Origin of the sequence: Bacillus mycoides (genome assembly GCF_000832605.1) — a bacterium.
Lineage (GTDB): Bacteria > Bacillota > Bacilli > Bacillales > Bacillaceae_G > Bacillus_A > Bacillus_A mycoides.
This window is the reverse complement of sequence record NZ_CP009692.1, coordinates 4,059,211-4,075,372: the sequence shown is the minus strand read 5'-3', so window position 1 is coordinate 4,075,372 and position 16,162 is coordinate 4,059,211. Positions and strand designations below refer to the sequence as shown.

The 16,162-nt window shown below is 33.5% G+C and carries 18 protein-coding genes; 12 read left to right on the top strand and 6 right to left on the bottom strand.

Translation table 11 applies throughout. The annotated features are described in order from the left end of the window. Positions 1–87 precede the first annotated feature (87 nt). Complete coding sequence (locus tag BG05_RS22625) at positions 88–1,497, top strand: MATE family efflux transporter (RefSeq protein WP_002086395.1); 1,410 nt, start codon at positions 88–90, stop codon at positions 1,495–1,497. A 53-nt stretch (positions 1,498–1,550) separates the two neighbouring features. Here the strand turns inward: BG05_RS22625 and BG05_RS22620 are convergent, their stop codons facing one another. Next, on the bottom strand, positions 1,551–2,249 hold the full coding sequence (locus tag BG05_RS22620) for a peptidase E (protein ID WP_002031081.1): 699 nt from the start codon (positions 2,247–2,249) through the stop codon (positions 1,551–1,553). Positions 2,250–2,790: 541 nt separating this feature from the next. Between BG05_RS22620 and BG05_RS22615 the strand changes: the two genes are divergently transcribed. The 6 genes from BG05_RS22615 to BG05_RS22590 all read left to right on the top strand — a co-directional run bounded on the left by BG05_RS22615 (position 2,791) and on the right by BG05_RS22590 (position 6,584). Then, positions 2,791–3,189: a DUF3942 family protein gene (locus BG05_RS22615; RefSeq protein WP_002031084.1), complete on the top strand. Its 399-nt coding sequence runs from the start codon at positions 2,791–2,793 to the stop codon at positions 3,187–3,189. A gap of 125 nt (positions 3,190–3,314) precedes the next feature. Next, positions 3,315–3,731, top strand: a complete 417-nt coding sequence (locus BG05_RS22610; protein ID WP_002031086.1) for a BlaI/MecI/CopY family transcriptional regulator — start codon at positions 3,315–3,317, stop codon at positions 3,729–3,731. A gap of 1 nt (position 3,732) precedes the next feature. Beyond that, a complete protein-coding gene (locus tag BG05_RS22605) occupies positions 3,733–4,545 on the top strand; it encodes a M56 family metallopeptidase (protein WP_002126694.1) in 813 nt (270 codons plus the stop codon). Positions 4,546–4,599: 54 nt separating this feature from the next. Further along, entirely contained in the window at positions 4,600–5,313 is a 714-nt protein-coding gene (gene ccdA / locus BG05_RS22600; RefSeq protein WP_002031088.1) for a cytochrome c-type biogenesis protein CcdA, read from the top strand. 18 nt (positions 5,314–5,331) lie between these two features. Next, the gene (locus tag BG05_RS22595) at positions 5,332–5,886 is read left to right on the top strand and encodes a TlpA family protein disulfide reductase (RefSeq protein WP_002031090.1); all 555 of its coding nucleotides are present in this window, start codon (positions 5,332–5,334) and stop codon (positions 5,884–5,886) included. Positions 5,887–5,903: 17 nt separating this feature from the next. Next, positions 5,904–6,584 (top strand): prolipoprotein diacylglyceryl transferase family protein, encoded by a 681-nt coding sequence (locus BG05_RS22590; RefSeq protein WP_003188684.1) that lies wholly within the window; start codon positions 5,904–5,906, stop codon positions 6,582–6,584. A gap of 56 nt (positions 6,585–6,640) precedes the next feature. Here BG05_RS22590 and BG05_RS22585 read toward each other — a convergent pair whose 3' ends face one another. Beyond that, the gene (locus tag BG05_RS22585; protein ID WP_003188683.1) at positions 6,641–7,186 is read right to left on the bottom strand and encodes a helix-turn-helix domain-containing protein; all 546 of its coding nucleotides are present in this window, start codon (positions 7,184–7,186) and stop codon (positions 6,641–6,643) included. 149 nt (positions 7,187–7,335) lie between these two features. Here BG05_RS22585 and BG05_RS22580 point away from each other — a divergent pair, with 149 nt between their 5' ends. Then, positions 7,336–8,673, top strand: a complete 1,338-nt coding sequence (locus BG05_RS22580; protein ID WP_002168690.1) for a D-serine ammonia-lyase — start codon at positions 7,336–7,338, stop codon at positions 8,671–8,673. A gap of 153 nt (positions 8,674–8,826) precedes the next feature. Beyond that, on the top strand, positions 8,827–10,074 hold the full coding sequence (locus BG05_RS22575) for a DUF445 domain-containing protein (RefSeq protein WP_002086386.1): 1,248 nt from the start codon (positions 8,827–8,829) through the stop codon (positions 10,072–10,074). Positions 10,075–10,104: 30 nt separating this feature from the next. Here BG05_RS22575 and exsE read toward each other — a convergent pair whose 3' ends face one another. From exsE to BG05_RS22555, 4 genes are read right to left on the bottom strand one after another with little or no spacing between them, the layout of a single operon-like run. Then, the gene (exsE, locus tag BG05_RS22570; protein ID WP_002126702.1) at positions 10,105–11,061 is read right to left on the bottom strand and encodes an exosporium protein ExsE; all 957 of its coding nucleotides are present in this window, start codon (positions 11,059–11,061) and stop codon (positions 10,105–10,107) included. Then, positions 11,058–12,128 carry a hypothetical protein gene (locus tag BG05_RS22565; RefSeq protein ID WP_016126754.1) on the bottom strand — a complete coding sequence of 357 codons (1,071 nt, stop codon included), beginning with the start codon at positions 12,126–12,128 and terminating at the stop codon, positions 11,058–11,060. Before BG05_RS22565 ends, exsE begins: the two co-directional genes overlap by 4 nt. Then, complete coding sequence (locus BG05_RS22560) at positions 12,121–12,564, bottom strand: hypothetical protein (protein WP_002126705.1); 444 nt, start codon at positions 12,562–12,564, stop codon at positions 12,121–12,123. The genes BG05_RS22565 and BG05_RS22560 overlap by 8 nt, the downstream gene beginning before the upstream one ends. Continuing rightward, positions 12,561–13,001 carry an RNA polymerase sigma factor gene (locus tag BG05_RS22555; protein WP_232294827.1) on the bottom strand — a complete coding sequence of 147 codons (441 nt, stop codon included), beginning with the start codon at positions 12,999–13,001 and terminating at the stop codon, positions 12,561–12,563. The genes BG05_RS22560 and BG05_RS22555 overlap by 4 nt, the downstream gene beginning before the upstream one ends. 324 nt (positions 13,002–13,325) lie before the next feature. On the opposite strand from BG05_RS22555, the gene BG05_RS22550 reads away from it, so the two are divergent. From BG05_RS22550 to BG05_RS22540, 3 genes are all read left to right on the top strand, one after another. After that, positions 13,326–13,964 (top strand): response regulator transcription factor, encoded by a 639-nt coding sequence (locus BG05_RS22550; protein ID WP_002012250.1) that lies wholly within the window; start codon positions 13,326–13,328, stop codon positions 13,962–13,964. Positions 13,965–13,968: 4 nt separating this feature from the next. Further along, positions 13,969–15,069, top strand: a complete 1,101-nt coding sequence (locus BG05_RS22545; RefSeq protein WP_016126755.1) for a sensor histidine kinase — start codon at positions 13,969–13,971, stop codon at positions 15,067–15,069. 124 nt (positions 15,070–15,193) lie between these two features. Then, a complete protein-coding gene (locus BG05_RS22540; RefSeq protein ID WP_002086377.1) occupies positions 15,194–16,132 on the top strand; it encodes an ABC transporter ATP-binding protein in 939 nt (312 codons plus the stop codon). Positions 16,133–16,162: the final 30 nt, after the last annotated feature.

Below are 16,162 nucleotides of genomic sequence, written 5' to 3'. Positions count from 1 at the left end.
CAAAAAGTATAGAAATGGTTGGAGTAATTACAACTATTTGAGCACGGATTTAACAGTGCAGATTTTAAATAAAAGGAGAAATGAAATTTGAAACCACCTACAGATAACAATAAAGAAGGTGTAGAGTCACAGAAGTCAGAAACAGAACATAAGCCGATATGGAAATCGATGTCCATGTTTTTAGTGCCGTTACTTTTAAGTAATGTATTACAATCAGTTGGACAGTTATTTGGAATGGTAGTAGTAGGAAGATGGCTTGGCGTAAATGATCTAGCAGCTATATCGGCATTTTTCCCGTTATTTTTCCTACTCGTTTCATTTGTAATTGGAATTGGTTCTGGTAGTTCAATTTTAATTGGTCAGGCATTTGGTGCTAAAAATGAGGAGCGCTTAAAAGCTATCGTTGGTACGACGCTTACGTTTACTTTTATTATCGGAGTCGTGTTGGCGATAATAGGTAGTATTTTTGCGATGGATATTATGCGTCTTATGGGAACGCCAGAAAATATTATTGAAATAAGTGTGCATTACGCAAGAATTTTATTTATATCTATGCCAGTGTTATTCTTATATTTTGCATATACAACATTTATGAGAGGTACAGGAGATTCAAAAACGCCATTTTACTTTTTAATCGTAAGTACAGCGCTAAATATGATTTTATTACCAATTCTTATTTTTGGCTGGTTAGGAGCTCCGAAATTAGATGTTTACGGAGCAGCCTATGCTTCAGTTATATCTACAGTTATTACGTTTATTGTCATGCTAGTGTATTTAAAGAAGAAAAATCATCCACTACAATTAGACGGGACAGTAAGAAAATATCTTCGTATGGACTGGGAGTTATTAAAACTATTGTTACGCCTCGGTATTCCAGCGAGTATTAATATGATATTAGTTTCATTATCAGAGATCGCGGTAATCGCATTTGTAAATCGGTACGGTTCAGATGCAACAGCGGCGTATGGTGTTGTGAACCAAGTTGCAAGTTATGTACAAATGCCAGCGGTTAGCCTCGGCATTACCGTATCAATTTTTGCAGCGCAATCAATTGGTGCGAACCAATTTGATCGATTACAGAAAGTTGTTAAGGCCGGAATTATTATGAATTATATCATTGGTGGTGTATTAATATCTCTTATTTACTTGTTCTCAAGAGATATTTTAGCACTATTTTTAACAAGTCAAAATACAATTGACATTGCTCATAGTCTAATCATGATTACATTATGGAGCTACTTAATTTTCGGTCATGCACAAATTATTAGTGCGACAATGCGAGCAAGTGGTACTGTACTATGGCCAACTGTAATCAGTGTTGTATCAATTTGGCTTGTTGAAGTACCTGTGGCGTATTATCTTTCTTACCATACGAGCCTTGGAATAGAAGGGATATGGATTGGGTATCCAGCTGCATTCATCGTCAGCTTAATATTACAGTATGCATATTATAAGCTTTCATGGCAGAAGAAACGAATTACACGATTAGTGAGTTAAAAGATGAAAATGTCCCTAAGTCATTATACTTAGGGACATTTTTTTATGAATGCTTATAAATAACTTTTTAAAGTTATGTCAAAATGTTGTCTAATGAGTTCTCCATTATTCATATAAAACTCCCAAGCTGTATCTGGCTCACCGATAATTTCAAATGAACCTTCTGTAATATATAAAGCGCAATTATCTTCTAATGCAATACCTTCTATATTACCTTGGTGAGTTTGTAAAAACGTATGGAAGGCATTCATTCTATTTAATTGATTGTAATGGGGACAAAATCTTTTGTTAACAATACCCCAGCCACTACTTTCTATATAACCGGAACCTTCATAATCTGAACGAATGCTAGATGTGAACCAGCACATAGCACCGGCACTATATCCTGCAATAAGTGTTCCACGTTTTAAAGCAAATAGTAACTTTTCATCTAGTTTATGTTCTTTCCATTGTTCAAGCATGTGAACGTAATTTCCACCGCCAAGGTAAATTAAATCGGCAGAATGAATCATCTCATCTATTTCATATTTAGTAGGTGTTTCGGTTGAAATGCGTAAAATTTGAACCTCACAATGTAATTGCTTTTCAAATGTTGCTAAAAATAACTTTATATATCCTTCATCATCACGACTAGCTGTAGGAATGAATAATACTTTTGGGTATTGTTTATTCGTTAATTCTATAAGTCGTTCATTAATATGCAAGTGATTTGGATCTTGTAAATCACCGCCACCAATGACTGCTAATTTCATAGTAAAGCACCACCTAATAATATTTGTTATGTAAAAATTCGATAGTGGGGAGTTACATTCCTTCTGTGATTTAATGAATAAGGGGAAATAAAGTGAACAATATATTGAAATAGCATAAGGAGTCGATAGCTGTGGATAGAAAGGAATTAGAAGCAGTTTAGCCCGCTATTTGCGGGCAGTAAACTCCCGTCTCAAAATTCGATTGGAGCAAAGCAGTTAGGCGGGAGCCCTGCTGCCCGTAAACGCCCGATTGGTGTGGGCTAATAATCAATGGGGGATGAACACCCCCCATTGATTAAAGTTTCACTTTATTGATATATAATACTGGAAAATATTGTTTCAAAATATGGGAACAATATGTTTAAATGAATATAACGACGTACTAATGAATGTTGAAAGAGTATTTATATTTAAAAAGTACAGGGAATACCAAAAGTTTTACAAAAGTGTTTTTTACTTTTTATAGGAACTTATTTTATAATATAGTTAAATTATATTAATATATTTATTAGCGTAGACTAAAAAGAGGGAGCGTGAAAGAGTGGATTTTCGATTTGAGTTCGCAGCGAAGGTGAAAGAATATTTAGATGATGAAAAAGATGAAAAAATAATAAAAGATGGACACAGAGATATAATTTATAAATATTTATATCCGTTAGAGAGTGAAATTGGAATTTTTAAAAACCCTAACTTTACTTTTTTTGCATCAGGAAGACGTTCACATATAGTATTAGAAAATATTGAATTTAAAACAGAAGTAAACGTAGAAAGTAATATAATTGAAATTACAAAAATAGTGGATAATGTGGTGATTCCATTAGATACTATCGTAGCTAAAGATCGGGAATTATTTGCACTTGGGCGTAATGAGAAATTTAGTGTGCAAATATTAGAATATTATCTCTATGATACATTTGGAGAGAAGTTAGGTTTACAATGAATCGAACGTGGTACAGATAACTAATTAGTGGAGATTAGGATTCATTTAAGTATCAGTTAATATCATTTATGTTTGACCTTCTATATATTTTATACTACAATCTGTAGTGTGAAAGGGGCCATACGATGTTTACTCAAAACTACAAGTTAAATGAGCAAGGGTTAAATCACTTTTTCGGACCGCTTGAAGCGAAAATAATGGAAATTGTTTGGGCTACTGAGGGTATTACCATTAAAGATGTGCAACAGAGATTAAGTGAAGAATCCCCGGTGAATTTTAATACTGTAATGACAGTTATGAACAGATTAGTAGAGAAAGCACATTTAGAAAAGCATATTGTGAAAAGAAGTGGTATGTATCGTACTACACAAACGAAGGAAGAATTTTTATCTAATCAAACGAAGAAAATGACACAGGAATTAATGGGTGAATTTGGAGATCTTGTTGTGAACCATATGATAGATGAGTTAGAACAAGCTGATCCATCTTTAATAAAAAAATTAGAAGAGAAATTAAGTCGGCTAAAAAAAGAGGACCGATAAAATGAAGTGGCAAATGCGTAAAATCGTTTTGTTAGCAGTGACTATTAGTGTGCTTTTTTTAAGCATGTTAGTATACTACGTTACATACCCATTTCTTTTTCAAAATAAAGCATTTTTCCTTTCTCAATTTTGTTTATTTGAATTACAAAAACATATGAGGGAACTATCAATACTTCGTATAATGATAGCCGGATTACTGTTATTTACTGTAATCATTATGAGTAAAAGAATTTGGAAGCAATTTTTTTATAGTAAAAGATTGAAAAGAAATCTCGTGTCTATTACTAGAAAAGGAAAGCAAGTGTACGTATTATCAACGTTACAGATTACGGCATTTACAATTGGATTATTTCGACCGAAAATTGTCATTTCAGAAGGAATGTTTCAGGCATTTTCTGAGGAAGAAATTGATGCGATTGTATTACATGAGGAATATCATCAAAAAAATCGAGATCCATTAAAGTTATTTTTCTTTACATTGTTAGCTGAGGGAATGATGTATATTCCTATATTAAAAGGGATGTTGCAGCGTTATCATGTATATCAAGAGCTATCAGCAGATAAATATGCGATGCAAAAAATGAAATCTTCATTTGAGCTAGGTAGTGCATTATTAAAGTTAATTAAAATAAAGACGATGGAAAATCAATGTATTACAGCGTCGTTTGCGAAAACCGCAATTAATTTACGAATTGAGCAAGTGTTGAATGAGAAAGTTGTTAAGCTGAATATACCATTACATACAAATTCAGTATATGTAACGTTAGGGCTATTTTGTATGTCGATTGTACTTATTGTCGGAGAGTGCATATAGCCTCTTTTTTTAATAATTAACACTACGCATTGTAGTGTATTTAGGGGGAATAAAATGAATGCGGCGGATTTAACAATTTGGCTAGTAGTAGGGGCTGGGATACTTTCATTTATATCACCATGTTCTTTACCGCTATATCCATCTTATTTATCATATATTACAGGTGTGTCTATTCAAGATTTAAAAGAAAATCGTGGGATTATGCAAAAGTCAGCGATTATACATACAGTATTTTTTATGATCGGTTTCTCGGTTATATTTTATGCGTTAGGTTTATCGGTGAGTTGGATTGGGATTACTTTTTCATCTAATCAAAGATTGATTCAACAAATTGGTGGGGTTTTTATTGTTTTGATGGGGTTATTTATGACTGGATTGTTTCAGCCTAAGTGGCTTATGGCAGAGAAAAAAGTGCAGTATAGAAGTAAATCGACAGGATATATTCGCTCAGTTTTGGTCGGCATGACATATGCAGCAGGATGGACACCGTGTGTTGGTCCGATATTTTCTGCAGTGCTTATGCTCGGGGCGACCAATCCGGAAAGTGCGCTTCTTTATATTACGGCATATACTCTTGGCTTTGCAGTTCCGTTTTTCGTGATGGCATTTTTTATTGGAAAGGTAAAATGGATTGTTACTTATGCCAATGTCATGATGAAAATCGGCGGTGGAATGATGATTTTAACAGGGGTTTTATTATATACAAATCAAATGACGAAAATTACAGCGTTCTTTATTCGTCTATTCGGCGGATTTACGGGATTTTAGAAATGAGGAGGAAGAAAAGTGAAGAAACTAATTGCTATTATACTAGCTGGGGCACTAATTTGGGCCGGAGTTAACTTTTATAATACTAAGAAAGAAGAAAAAGAAAGAAAAGCGAAACAAGCGGAGTTACAAGAGAAGGAAGTATTACCACAAGTGGGATTTAAAGCGCCGAACATAACATTAAAAGGATTAGATGGGAAGCTTTATTCGTTAAATGATGCAAAGGGAAAACCATATGTTATTAATTTTTGGGCATCATGGTGTGGTCCATGTGAAATGGAGGCTCCTGATCTAGTTCGTTTGTATGATAAATATAAGGAGGATGTTGAAATCTTTGCGGTAAATGCAACAATCGGGGATCCAGTACAAGAAGCGAGCGCATTTGCAGATCGTCACGGATTTAAATTTCCTGTTCTATTAGATATGGACGGAGTAGCTGGAATAGATTATAAAGTATTTTCTTTACCAACGACATTTTTTGTTAATAAAGATGGAATTATTGTAGATCATGCACGAGGTGTATTACCTCCAGATCAATTAGAAGAGAAGTTTAAGAAAATAATTGAGAATTAAGAGGGGATTTCATAGTGATGGAGTGGATGGTGAGGTTACAACCCGTTTCTCTTATAATAGGAAGTTTATTTGGATTTACTCTAATGAAACTAAGGATGAAAAAGCAAAATATTCAATATGAAAAAATGATGGATGCAGTAACGAATGGCTTTCTTATCATTGTATTAGTATGGAAATTCGCACCGGCAATTTTAAATCCGGTATGGGCCATTGGGGCGCCAATGCCAGCATTATTAGCTGTAGGAAGTATTCAGCATATTATAGTAGGGTGCGTAATTGCGAGTATATATATTGTTTGGAAAAGTAAAAAAGAGCAATTTTCTCTTCGGATTTTACTTGATACATTACCTTTTGGATTTTGCGTGAGTATAATCTTTTATTTTATATTCCATCAAGAAGTAGGTGCACAAACGACACTGCCGTGGGGGATGAAAATATATGAATCAAAATTTTTGTATCATCCTATTTTCATGTATGAGATTATACTCGCACTCGGTATAATTGGCTCGTTATGGATTAAAAATGAAAGATTAGGAAATGGAAAGAATATAAGCTTTTTTCTAATTTGCGAGGGAATTGCTCATATCATTATTTCACTTATTAGTGAACAAAATTCGGTTTTAGTTGGTCTTTCAATACAGCAAATACTCAGTTTTTGTGTTATTAGTCTAGGGATTTTGTTCGTACCAAAAAAATAAAAGTAGCCATGCACGGAGAGCATCTATGCATGGCTATTTTTGTATCATCATATGAATTAAAAAATCGGCGGAGTAACAGAAAATAAAACAATCGCATTTTTCTCGAATTGATTTACCCATTTATGTTTTAAATAAGCTGGTATTTTTACGCTATCACCAGTTTCTAATGTGTATTCTTCTTCATTTAAGTGCAATGTGATTTTTCCGTCTAATACAAATGCTAATTCTTCACCTTTATGTTCTAGAACATTTTCGGATGAAGCAGTATTCGGTGGGATAGTCATAATTGCTGTTGCTAAATTTCCTGTGAAATCAGGTGATAACAATTCATATGATAAATTATCGATAATCATTTTTTTTCTTTTATGAGAACGTACAATTAAATCGTCTGTATTATTTTCTTCAAGTAAAAAACTAAATGTTGGAACATCAAGAGCTTTTGCAAGTACCTTTAATGTTTGAATAGAAGGGTTAGCAGAACCACGTTCAATTTGACTAAGCATTGATGGTGTGATTTTGGCCATCTTTGCTAATTCTTTACTAGTTAATCCTTTTTCTTTTCTTTGTTTTTCAATCTTTTTACCAATATCTATATTTTCCATAATAAATGCTCCTTAATAATTATTAAATTATATTTAAATAAATTAAATTTAAATTAACTAAAATGAATTATTTATGTTAAACTATATTAAAATTAATTTAATTATAATTTATTATATGGCTATCTACAAGGATATGAGGAGGAAGAGGAATGAAGGAGATAGAGGCATTAAAAGAGCAATATCCACTAGTAAATAACTTAATCGCAACAGAAGAAGTATTTTGGATAAACCCGAATATGGAAAAGTATGAAACAGCAATAAAAAATTCGCCACTTAATGAAGAACATGTAAAAGACGCGGAAGAGAGATTAAAGCGTTTTGCACCATATATTGCGAAAGTATTTCCTGAAACGAAGGAAACAGGCGGTATTATAGAATCACCTTTAGTGAAAATACCTTCTATGAAACAATCTTTAGAGAAAAGTTATGGGCAACCTATTTTAGGGGGATTACTATTAAAATGTGATAGCGGGCTTCCGATATCAGGATCAATAAAAGCTAGAGGCGGAATATACGAAGTGCTGAAACATGCAGAGCAACTGGCACTTCAGCATGGAATGTTAACAGGGAAAGATGATTATTCAATTTTAGATAGTGATAGATTTAGAGGTTTTTTTGCGAAGTATTCAATTGCAGTAGGTTCTACTGGCAATTTAGGGCTTAGCATCGGTATTATGAGTGCGAAATTAGGTTTTAATGTGACTGTTCATATGTCGGCAGACGCAAAAGAATGGAAAAAAGATTTATTAAGAAGTAAAGGTGTAAACGTTATTGAATATGAAGCTGATTATAGTAAAGCAGTAGAAGAAGGAAGACTGCAAGCAGATGCAGATCCTAGCTGTTATTTTGTTGATGATGAAAACTCACATGATTTATTTTTAGGATACGCAGTAGCAGCATCACGTTTACAAAAACAATTAGAAGAGTTAGAAATTGTAGTAGATGAAGAGCACCCTTTATTCGTTTATCTTCCGTGCGGGGTAGGTGGCGGGCCTGGCGGAGTAGCATTTGGTTTAAAGTTATTGTACAAAGACAATGTGCACTGTTTCTTTGCGGAGCCTACGCACTCTCCGTGTATGTTACTCGGTTTAATGACAGGGCTTCACGATAAAATTGCCGTTCAAGATATCGGGATTGACAATGTAACTGATGCGGATGGGCTTGCAGTAGGAAGACCATCTGGATTTGTCGGTAAAACGATGGAACCATTTTTGAGTGGAAATTATACAGTAAGTGATGAAGAGTTATATAGATTATTAAAAGAACTGGCTGATACTGAAAATATTTATTTAGAGCCTTCTGCATTAGCGGGTATGATAGGGCCGTTGAATGTATGTAAAGCTGAAAATGAGTATTTACAAAAACAACAGTTAACAGAGAAGGTGAAGAAAGGTACTCATATTGTGTGGGGAACTGGTGGGAGTATGGTTCCGGAAGACGTGATGAATGGGTATTATAAGAAAGGTTTGGAATTAACGTGTAAATAAAAATGAGGCTATTTACAGCCTCATTTTTTTCATGTACATAAAATTCTTTGTTATTTTCGCACTAGTTCTTTATAGTATAGATATAAAGGATTGCTAATATCGAATAAAAATAACAAAAAGCTTTATTTTACATAATAAGAGGATGTGTATACGATGTCATTACAGACTAAATATATAGCGGGTATTTCGCTTGGGGTTATGGGCGTAGGTTTTGCGGCTTCCATCCCTTTTCAAGGAACGGTAGCTGGGGAGATTATTCAAGGGGGATTTGAAGCTGGGTTAGTTGGTGGACTTGCGGATTGGTTTGCGGTTACAGCTTTATTCCGTCATCCGTTGGGCATTCCAATTCCACATACAGCATTATTACCTAAAAATCGGAAACGGGTAACAAAGGGTCTCGTTTCTACGTTAGAAAATGAATGGCTGACGAAAGAAAGTATTACAAGTAAAGTAAAAGAAATGCAGCTAGCACAAATGGTACTGCAAATTGCTGAGAAAGAGTTACAGTCTGACGCTGTGAAAAAAGGAATTGTAACAATTGCTGAGAAAGCGATTCTTCAAATAGATACAGAAAAATTAGCAGTTATTATTGAAAAAGAATTAAAAACGTATTTGCATACAATTAACACAAGTAACATATTACAAGTTCTAGTGGATCAATTAGTAGTGCAAGAATATGATGAAAAAACACTTGATTACATATTAGTAAAAGTGAAAGATTGGACGGCTCAAGATGAAGCACGTTATCAGCTCGGAAGCTTAGGTATGAAGGCGATGGAAAACATAAAAGTAGATGGATTCCTGCAGTTTACTTTGAAATCATTTATGAATATTGTAGATGAAGATAAAATCGGCGGCATTTTGCAGAAGTTTATCATTAGTAATATTAACAGCTTACAAGATGCAGATAATAGCACAAGACAACTTATATTAGCGAAAATTCGTCAAGAGATTATAAATGTAAAAGAAAATGAATCTTTATTACAGGAATTAGAGAAGTGGAAAGAAAAATGGATTGCAAATTGGGATGCTACAGACAAAATAAAAGAAATGCTAGAGCAAGTACAGAGTAGGGCAGTTACCTTTGTGAAGAATGAAGAATTTGCTGATAAATATGTTGTTCCATTCTTACAAACACAAATGAATAAAATAAAAGAAGACGAACTGACTGTTCAAAAAATAGAAGATTGGTTACAAAAACAAGTTGTTACTATTGTTGAAAAGAATCATTCGAAAATTGGAAAGCTTGTGCAAGAAAACCTTGATAAGTTAGATGATAAAACATTAATCGAAATGATTGAAAATAATGTCGGTAAAGATTTGCAGTGGATTCGTGTGAACGGGGCTGTTTGTGGTTTTATGATTGGATTAATTTTAGAAGGAATAAAAGCGATTATATGAGAAAAACCTTCCACAATTGTGGAAGGTTTCTTATTTTTCGATAACGCTCATATTTAAATTATAAGCTTTCTCAATATTTAATTTGTACGTTCCATTTCCTGTTTTTATCGAGTTTTTATACCAATGTTCTTGCCCATTTAATTCTGGATTTTCTTCTGAAGAATTATTTTCTTTTTTCGCTAAATCTTCTACTTGTTCCCAAGGTGTGTTTCCGTGAGTTTCTTTTTGATTTGTTACGGCTGTTAAAGAAACATCACTTTCTTTAGTTAAATGAACAGATACGTTTGAACTGTTTTGTACAAACCAATTATTTTGTAATTGACCTGGATAAAGAGATAGTTCGTTATTCGAAGCGCGGATCTCTACATTTTTATTTTGCGGAAGAACGAGTGTTTGTTTCACCTGTGGTGCGAAGTTAAAAAACGTATGCTGAACCGGTAATGGTTTTAACGTTATATACATCGTTTCTCCAGCCGTTTGAACTGAAAGGAAATCCTCTTGTTTTAAATTAGGTTTTTCATTTGCCTTTGTCGTCATTTCATATGTTCCAAAAAGATGAATTTGATTTGTATTATTTCCCTCTATCGTTAGAGGGTGATGCCCCGCATCCACTACGATTTTTTTGATAGATTCAGGTATATCAAGTTGTCCGTCTGGAATATTACTCGTTTGCCTAGTTGTGTTAATAGAATGACGAACTTCTTCTAGTAATCCAGTTGATAATAAACAGTAAAAAGCAATTCCAACGCTTCCTAAAACTCCAATAAAGAAAATACTAAAAATATCATATTTAATAAATGATTGTTCCTTCTTAGAAAATAGAAGGTATAGTAAAATTTCAGCGCCAAGTATAATAAGTAAAACAGGCCACCATGCTGTTAATGTATCCAATACTTGAGTGCCTTTCATAACTGAAAATAGTAAGAAACAACCTAATGTAATAATGGAAAGCCCCATTGAGAATGTTCCAACGCGCCATGTTCTCATTCGTTTGTACCACCTTTGTTTTCTTTATTTCCAAGTAACAATTTAAAGCCGCCACCAATTAAAAGGAGAGCAACGATAGATGTTTGGAAATAGCGATAATATAGTTCGCTAAGATGAATATTAAATATAGTTACAAAATAATCATTCAAAATAGGAAGGACTGTTTGATCTAATAAATAATAACCACCGAGTGTAATTAAACCGATACCGATCCATCTTTGATGATTTATAAAATAGTCGATGATAGGTTCGTCATGTACGCGTTCTTTTCCGTATTTGGCTGTTTGCTGTAATGTGTCAAAAAAGCTATAAAACCAAATGATTGGTACTAAAAATAAAAACGCAGAGAGTCTTAATAAATCGAGTAAATAAATGGATAGTAAAAAGGCTGCCATAAGCTGAAGACCACGGCGTTGTAAGCCTAAATACATATGTCCTGCTCCAGGGAACATCGCTAAAATAGAAGCAAATGTTTTACTTTTCTTTCCTTGTTCTCGGTGCTCTTCAAAGTCTTCAAAAATAGTACGATCAACTAATTGCTCGCCACGTTCTTTTTTCTGTAGTTGCTGAACAACATCGAAGAAATTATAAATCCATAAAACAGGTAACGTAATAAGGAAGATAAGGAAACTTCCTTGAGATGTTAAGAGTGCAACGAATATAATCATACTTCCGATTCCTGTGCAAGCGACTAAAAATGTAAGTCCGCGTTGCATAAGTCCTAATTGAAAATGACCAAGCCCAGGAATGATTGATAGAAGAATGATATAAAATCGTTCGCTTTCTTTAGAGGACTCTGTAAATTCTCCGGCTGCTTGTTTTTTCGATTGATTAATAATAGTGACAACTAAATCTAATAAATTGATCGCCCATAACACGACTAGTAAAAATAGAGAAAGAAAAGCAATATCACGCGCTCCTAATGCTATTGTACAAAATGCTGCAAAGATAAATAGAAATAAAGCCCCTCCGCTATATAAAATAAATCGTCCGAATTTCTTTAAATATAAATGTCCAAGCCCAGGAATTAGCCCTAATACAAGTGCTAAAAAGGGATTTTTATTCATGCTTTGAACCTCCGTCCTTTTTTGATGTGTCTACCGATTTGTTTACAATTTGTTGTGAGATAGAAGACTCGTTATGTTTTGAAGATTTCTCGAAATTTGATGTCGCTGTGAAAATATACTGGAATAAACCACTTACCATAAAAATAATTGTAGCCGCAGTCGCAATTATGTAGTGAATAATTGTGCGCTTTAGTGAGTTTGTTTTTATATTTTCATTAGGCTGTAACGTTTCAAAATTAATTTGCGTCATAACTTCGTTCGTAAATGAATCATCATTTATCATTGGAAGGTTTTCGTGTTGTTCATCAATACTTTCCATATAAAGTGCTAAACAATGATCACATTCATAAAGATGTTCTTCCATAGATTCACGTTCATTGTTTGATATAACATCTAATGTATAATTGCGCCAATCTTCTTTTGAATAATGCATCATAGAAACTCTTCCTCCTTCCAATGTTTTTTAATCCATTTTCTTGCCCGATACAGTTTCATTTCGACTGTTTTCACTTCAATATTTTCTTGCAAAGCAATTTCTTGATAACTTTTTTCTTCTAAGTAATGTGCGAGAACGACGTCACGGTAATTGTCGGGAAGTTCTTGCAGTTTTTGAGCAATGAGTAATTTTTGCTCTTTCGTCAATAATAAAGCCTCGATATTATGAGAGGCTTTTATATTTTCCGCAGTTTCTTTACATAAGGAGAGTTCTTCGTTTTCTCTAGCTTTTTTTCTCTTATAATCAATAGCGTGATTGGTGGCAATACGTGCCATCCACGTTTTTAATCCGCGAAATTGATAATTTTGGAGAGAGGCGTGAATTTTTACGAATACTTCTTGTGTAACATCTTTAGCATCTTCTTCATGTCTTAAAATGGAAAAGATAACTTGAAAAATATAATGACGATATGTTTGTACAAGGATACGAAAAGCATGTTCGCTTCCTTGCTGTGCTTTTGCAACTAATTGTTTTTCCTCAATCGGTCTCTCCCTCCTTTTTGACGCATTCTATTATATAGACGTAAGAAATGATAAGTCACCCTACACATGTTATAAAAAAAGAATAATATATTTTTAGCAGGAGGGCTATATGAAAAAGGTGTGAAAAAATGGTAAAGAGAAGTATATAATGAGCAAAGAGGAAATGCTACATGGAGAAAGGATGTGAATGTTAGTAGGATAAGGTCCATACTAACAAACATGAAAATTAAAATATTAATAGCCGATGATAATTCTTTTATTAGAGAAGGTATGAAAATTATTTTAAATACATATGAAGAGTTTGAAGTATTAGATACCGTAAATGATGGAAAAGAAGCTGTAGCGTATTGTAAAAAGTATGAAGTTGATATTGCGCTTTTAGATGTTCGTATGCCAAACATGAACGGGGTAGAGGCGACGAAGTTAATTTGTGAAGAGACAAAAACGAAGCCTCTCATTTTAACGACGTTTGATGATGATGAATATATTTTGGATGCAGTAAAAAACGGAGCGAAAGGTTATTTATTAAAAAATAATGATCCGGAGCGGATTCGTGATGCGATAAAAGGAGTTTATAACGGTCAAACTGTTATGCAAGATGTAGTGCTTGATAAAATTAAGTCTAATTTAATGGAAAGTAAAGAGGAAGAATCTAAAATTGATAAGAGCCTTTTCACAGAAAGAGAGCTTAGTATTATCGCATTAATTGCGAAAGGTTTCTCAAATAAAGAAATTTCGAAGCAACTTTTCATATCTGAAGGAACGATTGCAAATTATATTACATCAGTTTTAGGGAAAACTGGACTAGAACATCGCACACAAATTGCGATTTATTACTTAACAGGGAAAGTAGATTAATGTTATGGAATTTTGGTTAACTGTAAGTAAACTTATTGTCTTTTTATATATAGTGTTTAGCTACATTCATTTAAATGTTACGAACTTACCGTGGATTATACTTACTTTGCTTTTATATCTTTCTGTCAATGTGTTGATCTCTATATTTAAAAAAGATACGTACAAAAACATATTAACTTGTGTGTCAATTGGCGTAGTTATGTTATTTACATGGAAGGTTCATCCGTTTTTTATTTTGTTTTTACCTTTGAACTTATATGAAATTGCAAATTATTACATAAAAAAGAAATGGTTAATCTTTTTCATTATGATTCTTCCTATTATTTTTATAGGTGAAGGTATTCAAATGACGTATGGACTGATTAGTGCATTTTGTTTTTTTTCCTTAACGATAGCTCATCGCTATATAGCACGATTATTAAAACTAGACATGCAAAATGATAAAATGAGAAAAGACATACAAAGACTTACGAAAAGCTTAAATGAAAATAAAGATTACATAAGGCAATCTGAATACACATTTAAATTAGAGGAAAGAAATCGACTATCTCAAGAAATTCATGATAAAATCGGTCACTCAATGACAGGTGCACTAATTCAAATGGAAGCAGCAAAGAGATTAATGGAAATAGATAAAGAAAAATCTGCGGAGTTATTACAAAATGCCATTCATATTTCAAAAGATGGAATTGAAAGCATTCGGATTACATTAAAAAATATGAAGCCATCAACTGAGCAAATTGGCATTCATCGTATGAAATTATTCATAGAGGAATTTGCCGGTAAGCATGATATGAATATTCCTTTCGTTTATAAAGGTAACTTAGATATGATTTCTCCCATTCAGTGGAAAATTATCGGTGAAAACGTTACAGAGGCGTTAACAAATGCGATGAAATATGCTGATGCGACAGTCATTTCAATCGATATTCATGTACTGAACAAGATGGTGAAAGTACAAGTGAAGGATAATGGTAAAGGTGCAGCTCTTGTTAAGAAAGGCCTCGGTATTATGGGGATGGAGGAGCGAACAGCATCAGTAAACGGAAAAATTATTGTAGATGGAACAAGTGGTTTTTCAGTAACGATGTTGTTGCCGATATGAGGGATGAATCATCTCATATGAAAAAAGTGAATAATCTCATGTGAAAAGGGTGAACTTCTGCACTGAGCAGGTTCATTCTTTTTGTTTATAATAAAAGCAGAGAAACCGAAATAGGGGTGAAATGATGAACACATTGGAAATTAAAAATTTAACGAAAAAATTTGGTGATTTCATCGCGGTAGATAATATGTCTTTATCTATTAAAGAAGGAGAAATATTTGGCTTTTTAGGTTCGAATGGTGCTGGTAAGAGTACAACGATTAATATGATTGCTGGTTTGTTAAGAAGTAATGAAGGTGAAATTAGCATACTAGGAAAAAATATAAAGAAACATAATCGATTTGCGAAAATGAATATCGGTATCGTTCCACAAGATATTGCGATTTATGAAGAGTTAACTGCCTATGAAAATGTGAAATTCTTTGCTGGATTGTATGGATTACGAGGAGCCGAGCTAAAAGCGAGAGTAGAGGAAGCACTTCAATTTGTAGGCCTTAGTGATAAACATAAAAGTTATCCGAAAAACTTTTCTGGCGGGATGAAACGAAGACTGAATATCGCTTGTGCAATCGCTCATAGACCGAAGTTAATTATTATGGATGAACCGACAGTTGGAATTGATCCGCAGTCAAGGAACTACATTCTTCAGTCTGTCCGAAAATTAAATGAAATGGGAAGTACGATTATTTATACGAGTCACTACATGGAAGAAGTGGAAGAGATTTGTACGAAAATAGCAATTGTCGATCACGGTAAAGTAATTGCAGAAGGAACGAAAGAACAGTTAAAAGCGATTATTACAGATACGAAAGATATTTGGATTGAAGTAAAGTCAGTAGAAAATTTAGATGTAGAAAATTTAAAAGAGATAAATGGTGTGAAAGCTGTTCAAATTGAAGAGAACGTAATCAAGGTAAACTCGGATGCAGGATTAAATAATTTAAATAAAATTATTCAGCATTTCATTAATCATGACATTGAAATTCGTTCGTTAGAGGAGCAGGCTCCAAACTTAGAAACAGTATTTCTTACGTTAACTGGAAGAAACTTACGAGATAAATAACGGTAAATGAAGAAAAGGTAAAGGGAGGTT

Coding starts and splice junctions, on each gene's coding strand:
- BG05_RS22620 (WP_002031081.1), bottom strand. CDS start 2,249: ATGAAATTAGCAGTCATTGGTGGCGGTGATTTACAAGATCCAAATCAC.
- BG05_RS22610 (WP_002031086.1), top strand. CDS start 3,315: ATGTTTACTCAAAACTACAAGTTAAATGAGCAAGGGTTAAATCACTTT.
- BG05_RS22605 (WP_002126694.1), top strand. CDS start 3,733: ATGAAGTGGCAAATGCGTAAAATCGTTTTGTTAGCAGTGACTATTAGT.
- ccdA (WP_002031088.1), top strand. CDS start 4,600: ATGAATGCGGCGGATTTAACAATTTGGCTAGTAGTAGGGGCTGGGATA.
- BG05_RS22590 (WP_003188684.1), top strand. CDS start 5,904: ATGGAGTGGATGGTGAGGTTACAACCCGTTTCTCTTATAATAGGAAGT.
- BG05_RS22585 (WP_003188683.1), bottom strand. CDS start 7,186: ATGGAAAATATAGATATTGGTAAAAAGATTGAAAAACAAAGAAAAGAA.
- BG05_RS22580 (WP_002168690.1), top strand. CDS start 7,336: ATGAAGGAGATAGAGGCATTAAAAGAGCAATATCCACTAGTAAATAAC.
- BG05_RS22575 (WP_002086386.1), top strand. CDS start 8,827: ATGTCATTACAGACTAAATATATAGCGGGTATTTCGCTTGGGGTTATG.
- exsE (WP_002126702.1), bottom strand. CDS start 11,061: ATGAGAACATGGCGCGTTGGAACATTCTCAATGGGGCTTTCCATTATT.
- BG05_RS22565 (WP_016126754.1), bottom strand. CDS start 12,128: ATGAATAAAAATCCCTTTTTAGCACTTGTATTAGGGCTAATTCCTGGG.
- BG05_RS22560 (WP_002126705.1), bottom strand. CDS start 12,564: ATGATGCATTATTCAAAAGAAGATTGGCGCAATTATACATTAGATGTT.
- BG05_RS22550 (WP_002012250.1), top strand. CDS start 13,326: ATGAAAATTAAAATATTAATAGCCGATGATAATTCTTTTATTAGAGAA.
- BG05_RS22545 (WP_016126755.1), top strand. CDS start 13,969: ATGGAATTTTGGTTAACTGTAAGTAAACTTATTGTCTTTTTATATATA.
- BG05_RS22540 (WP_002086377.1), top strand. CDS start 15,194: ATGAACACATTGGAAATTAAAAATTTAACGAAAAAATTTGGTGATTTC.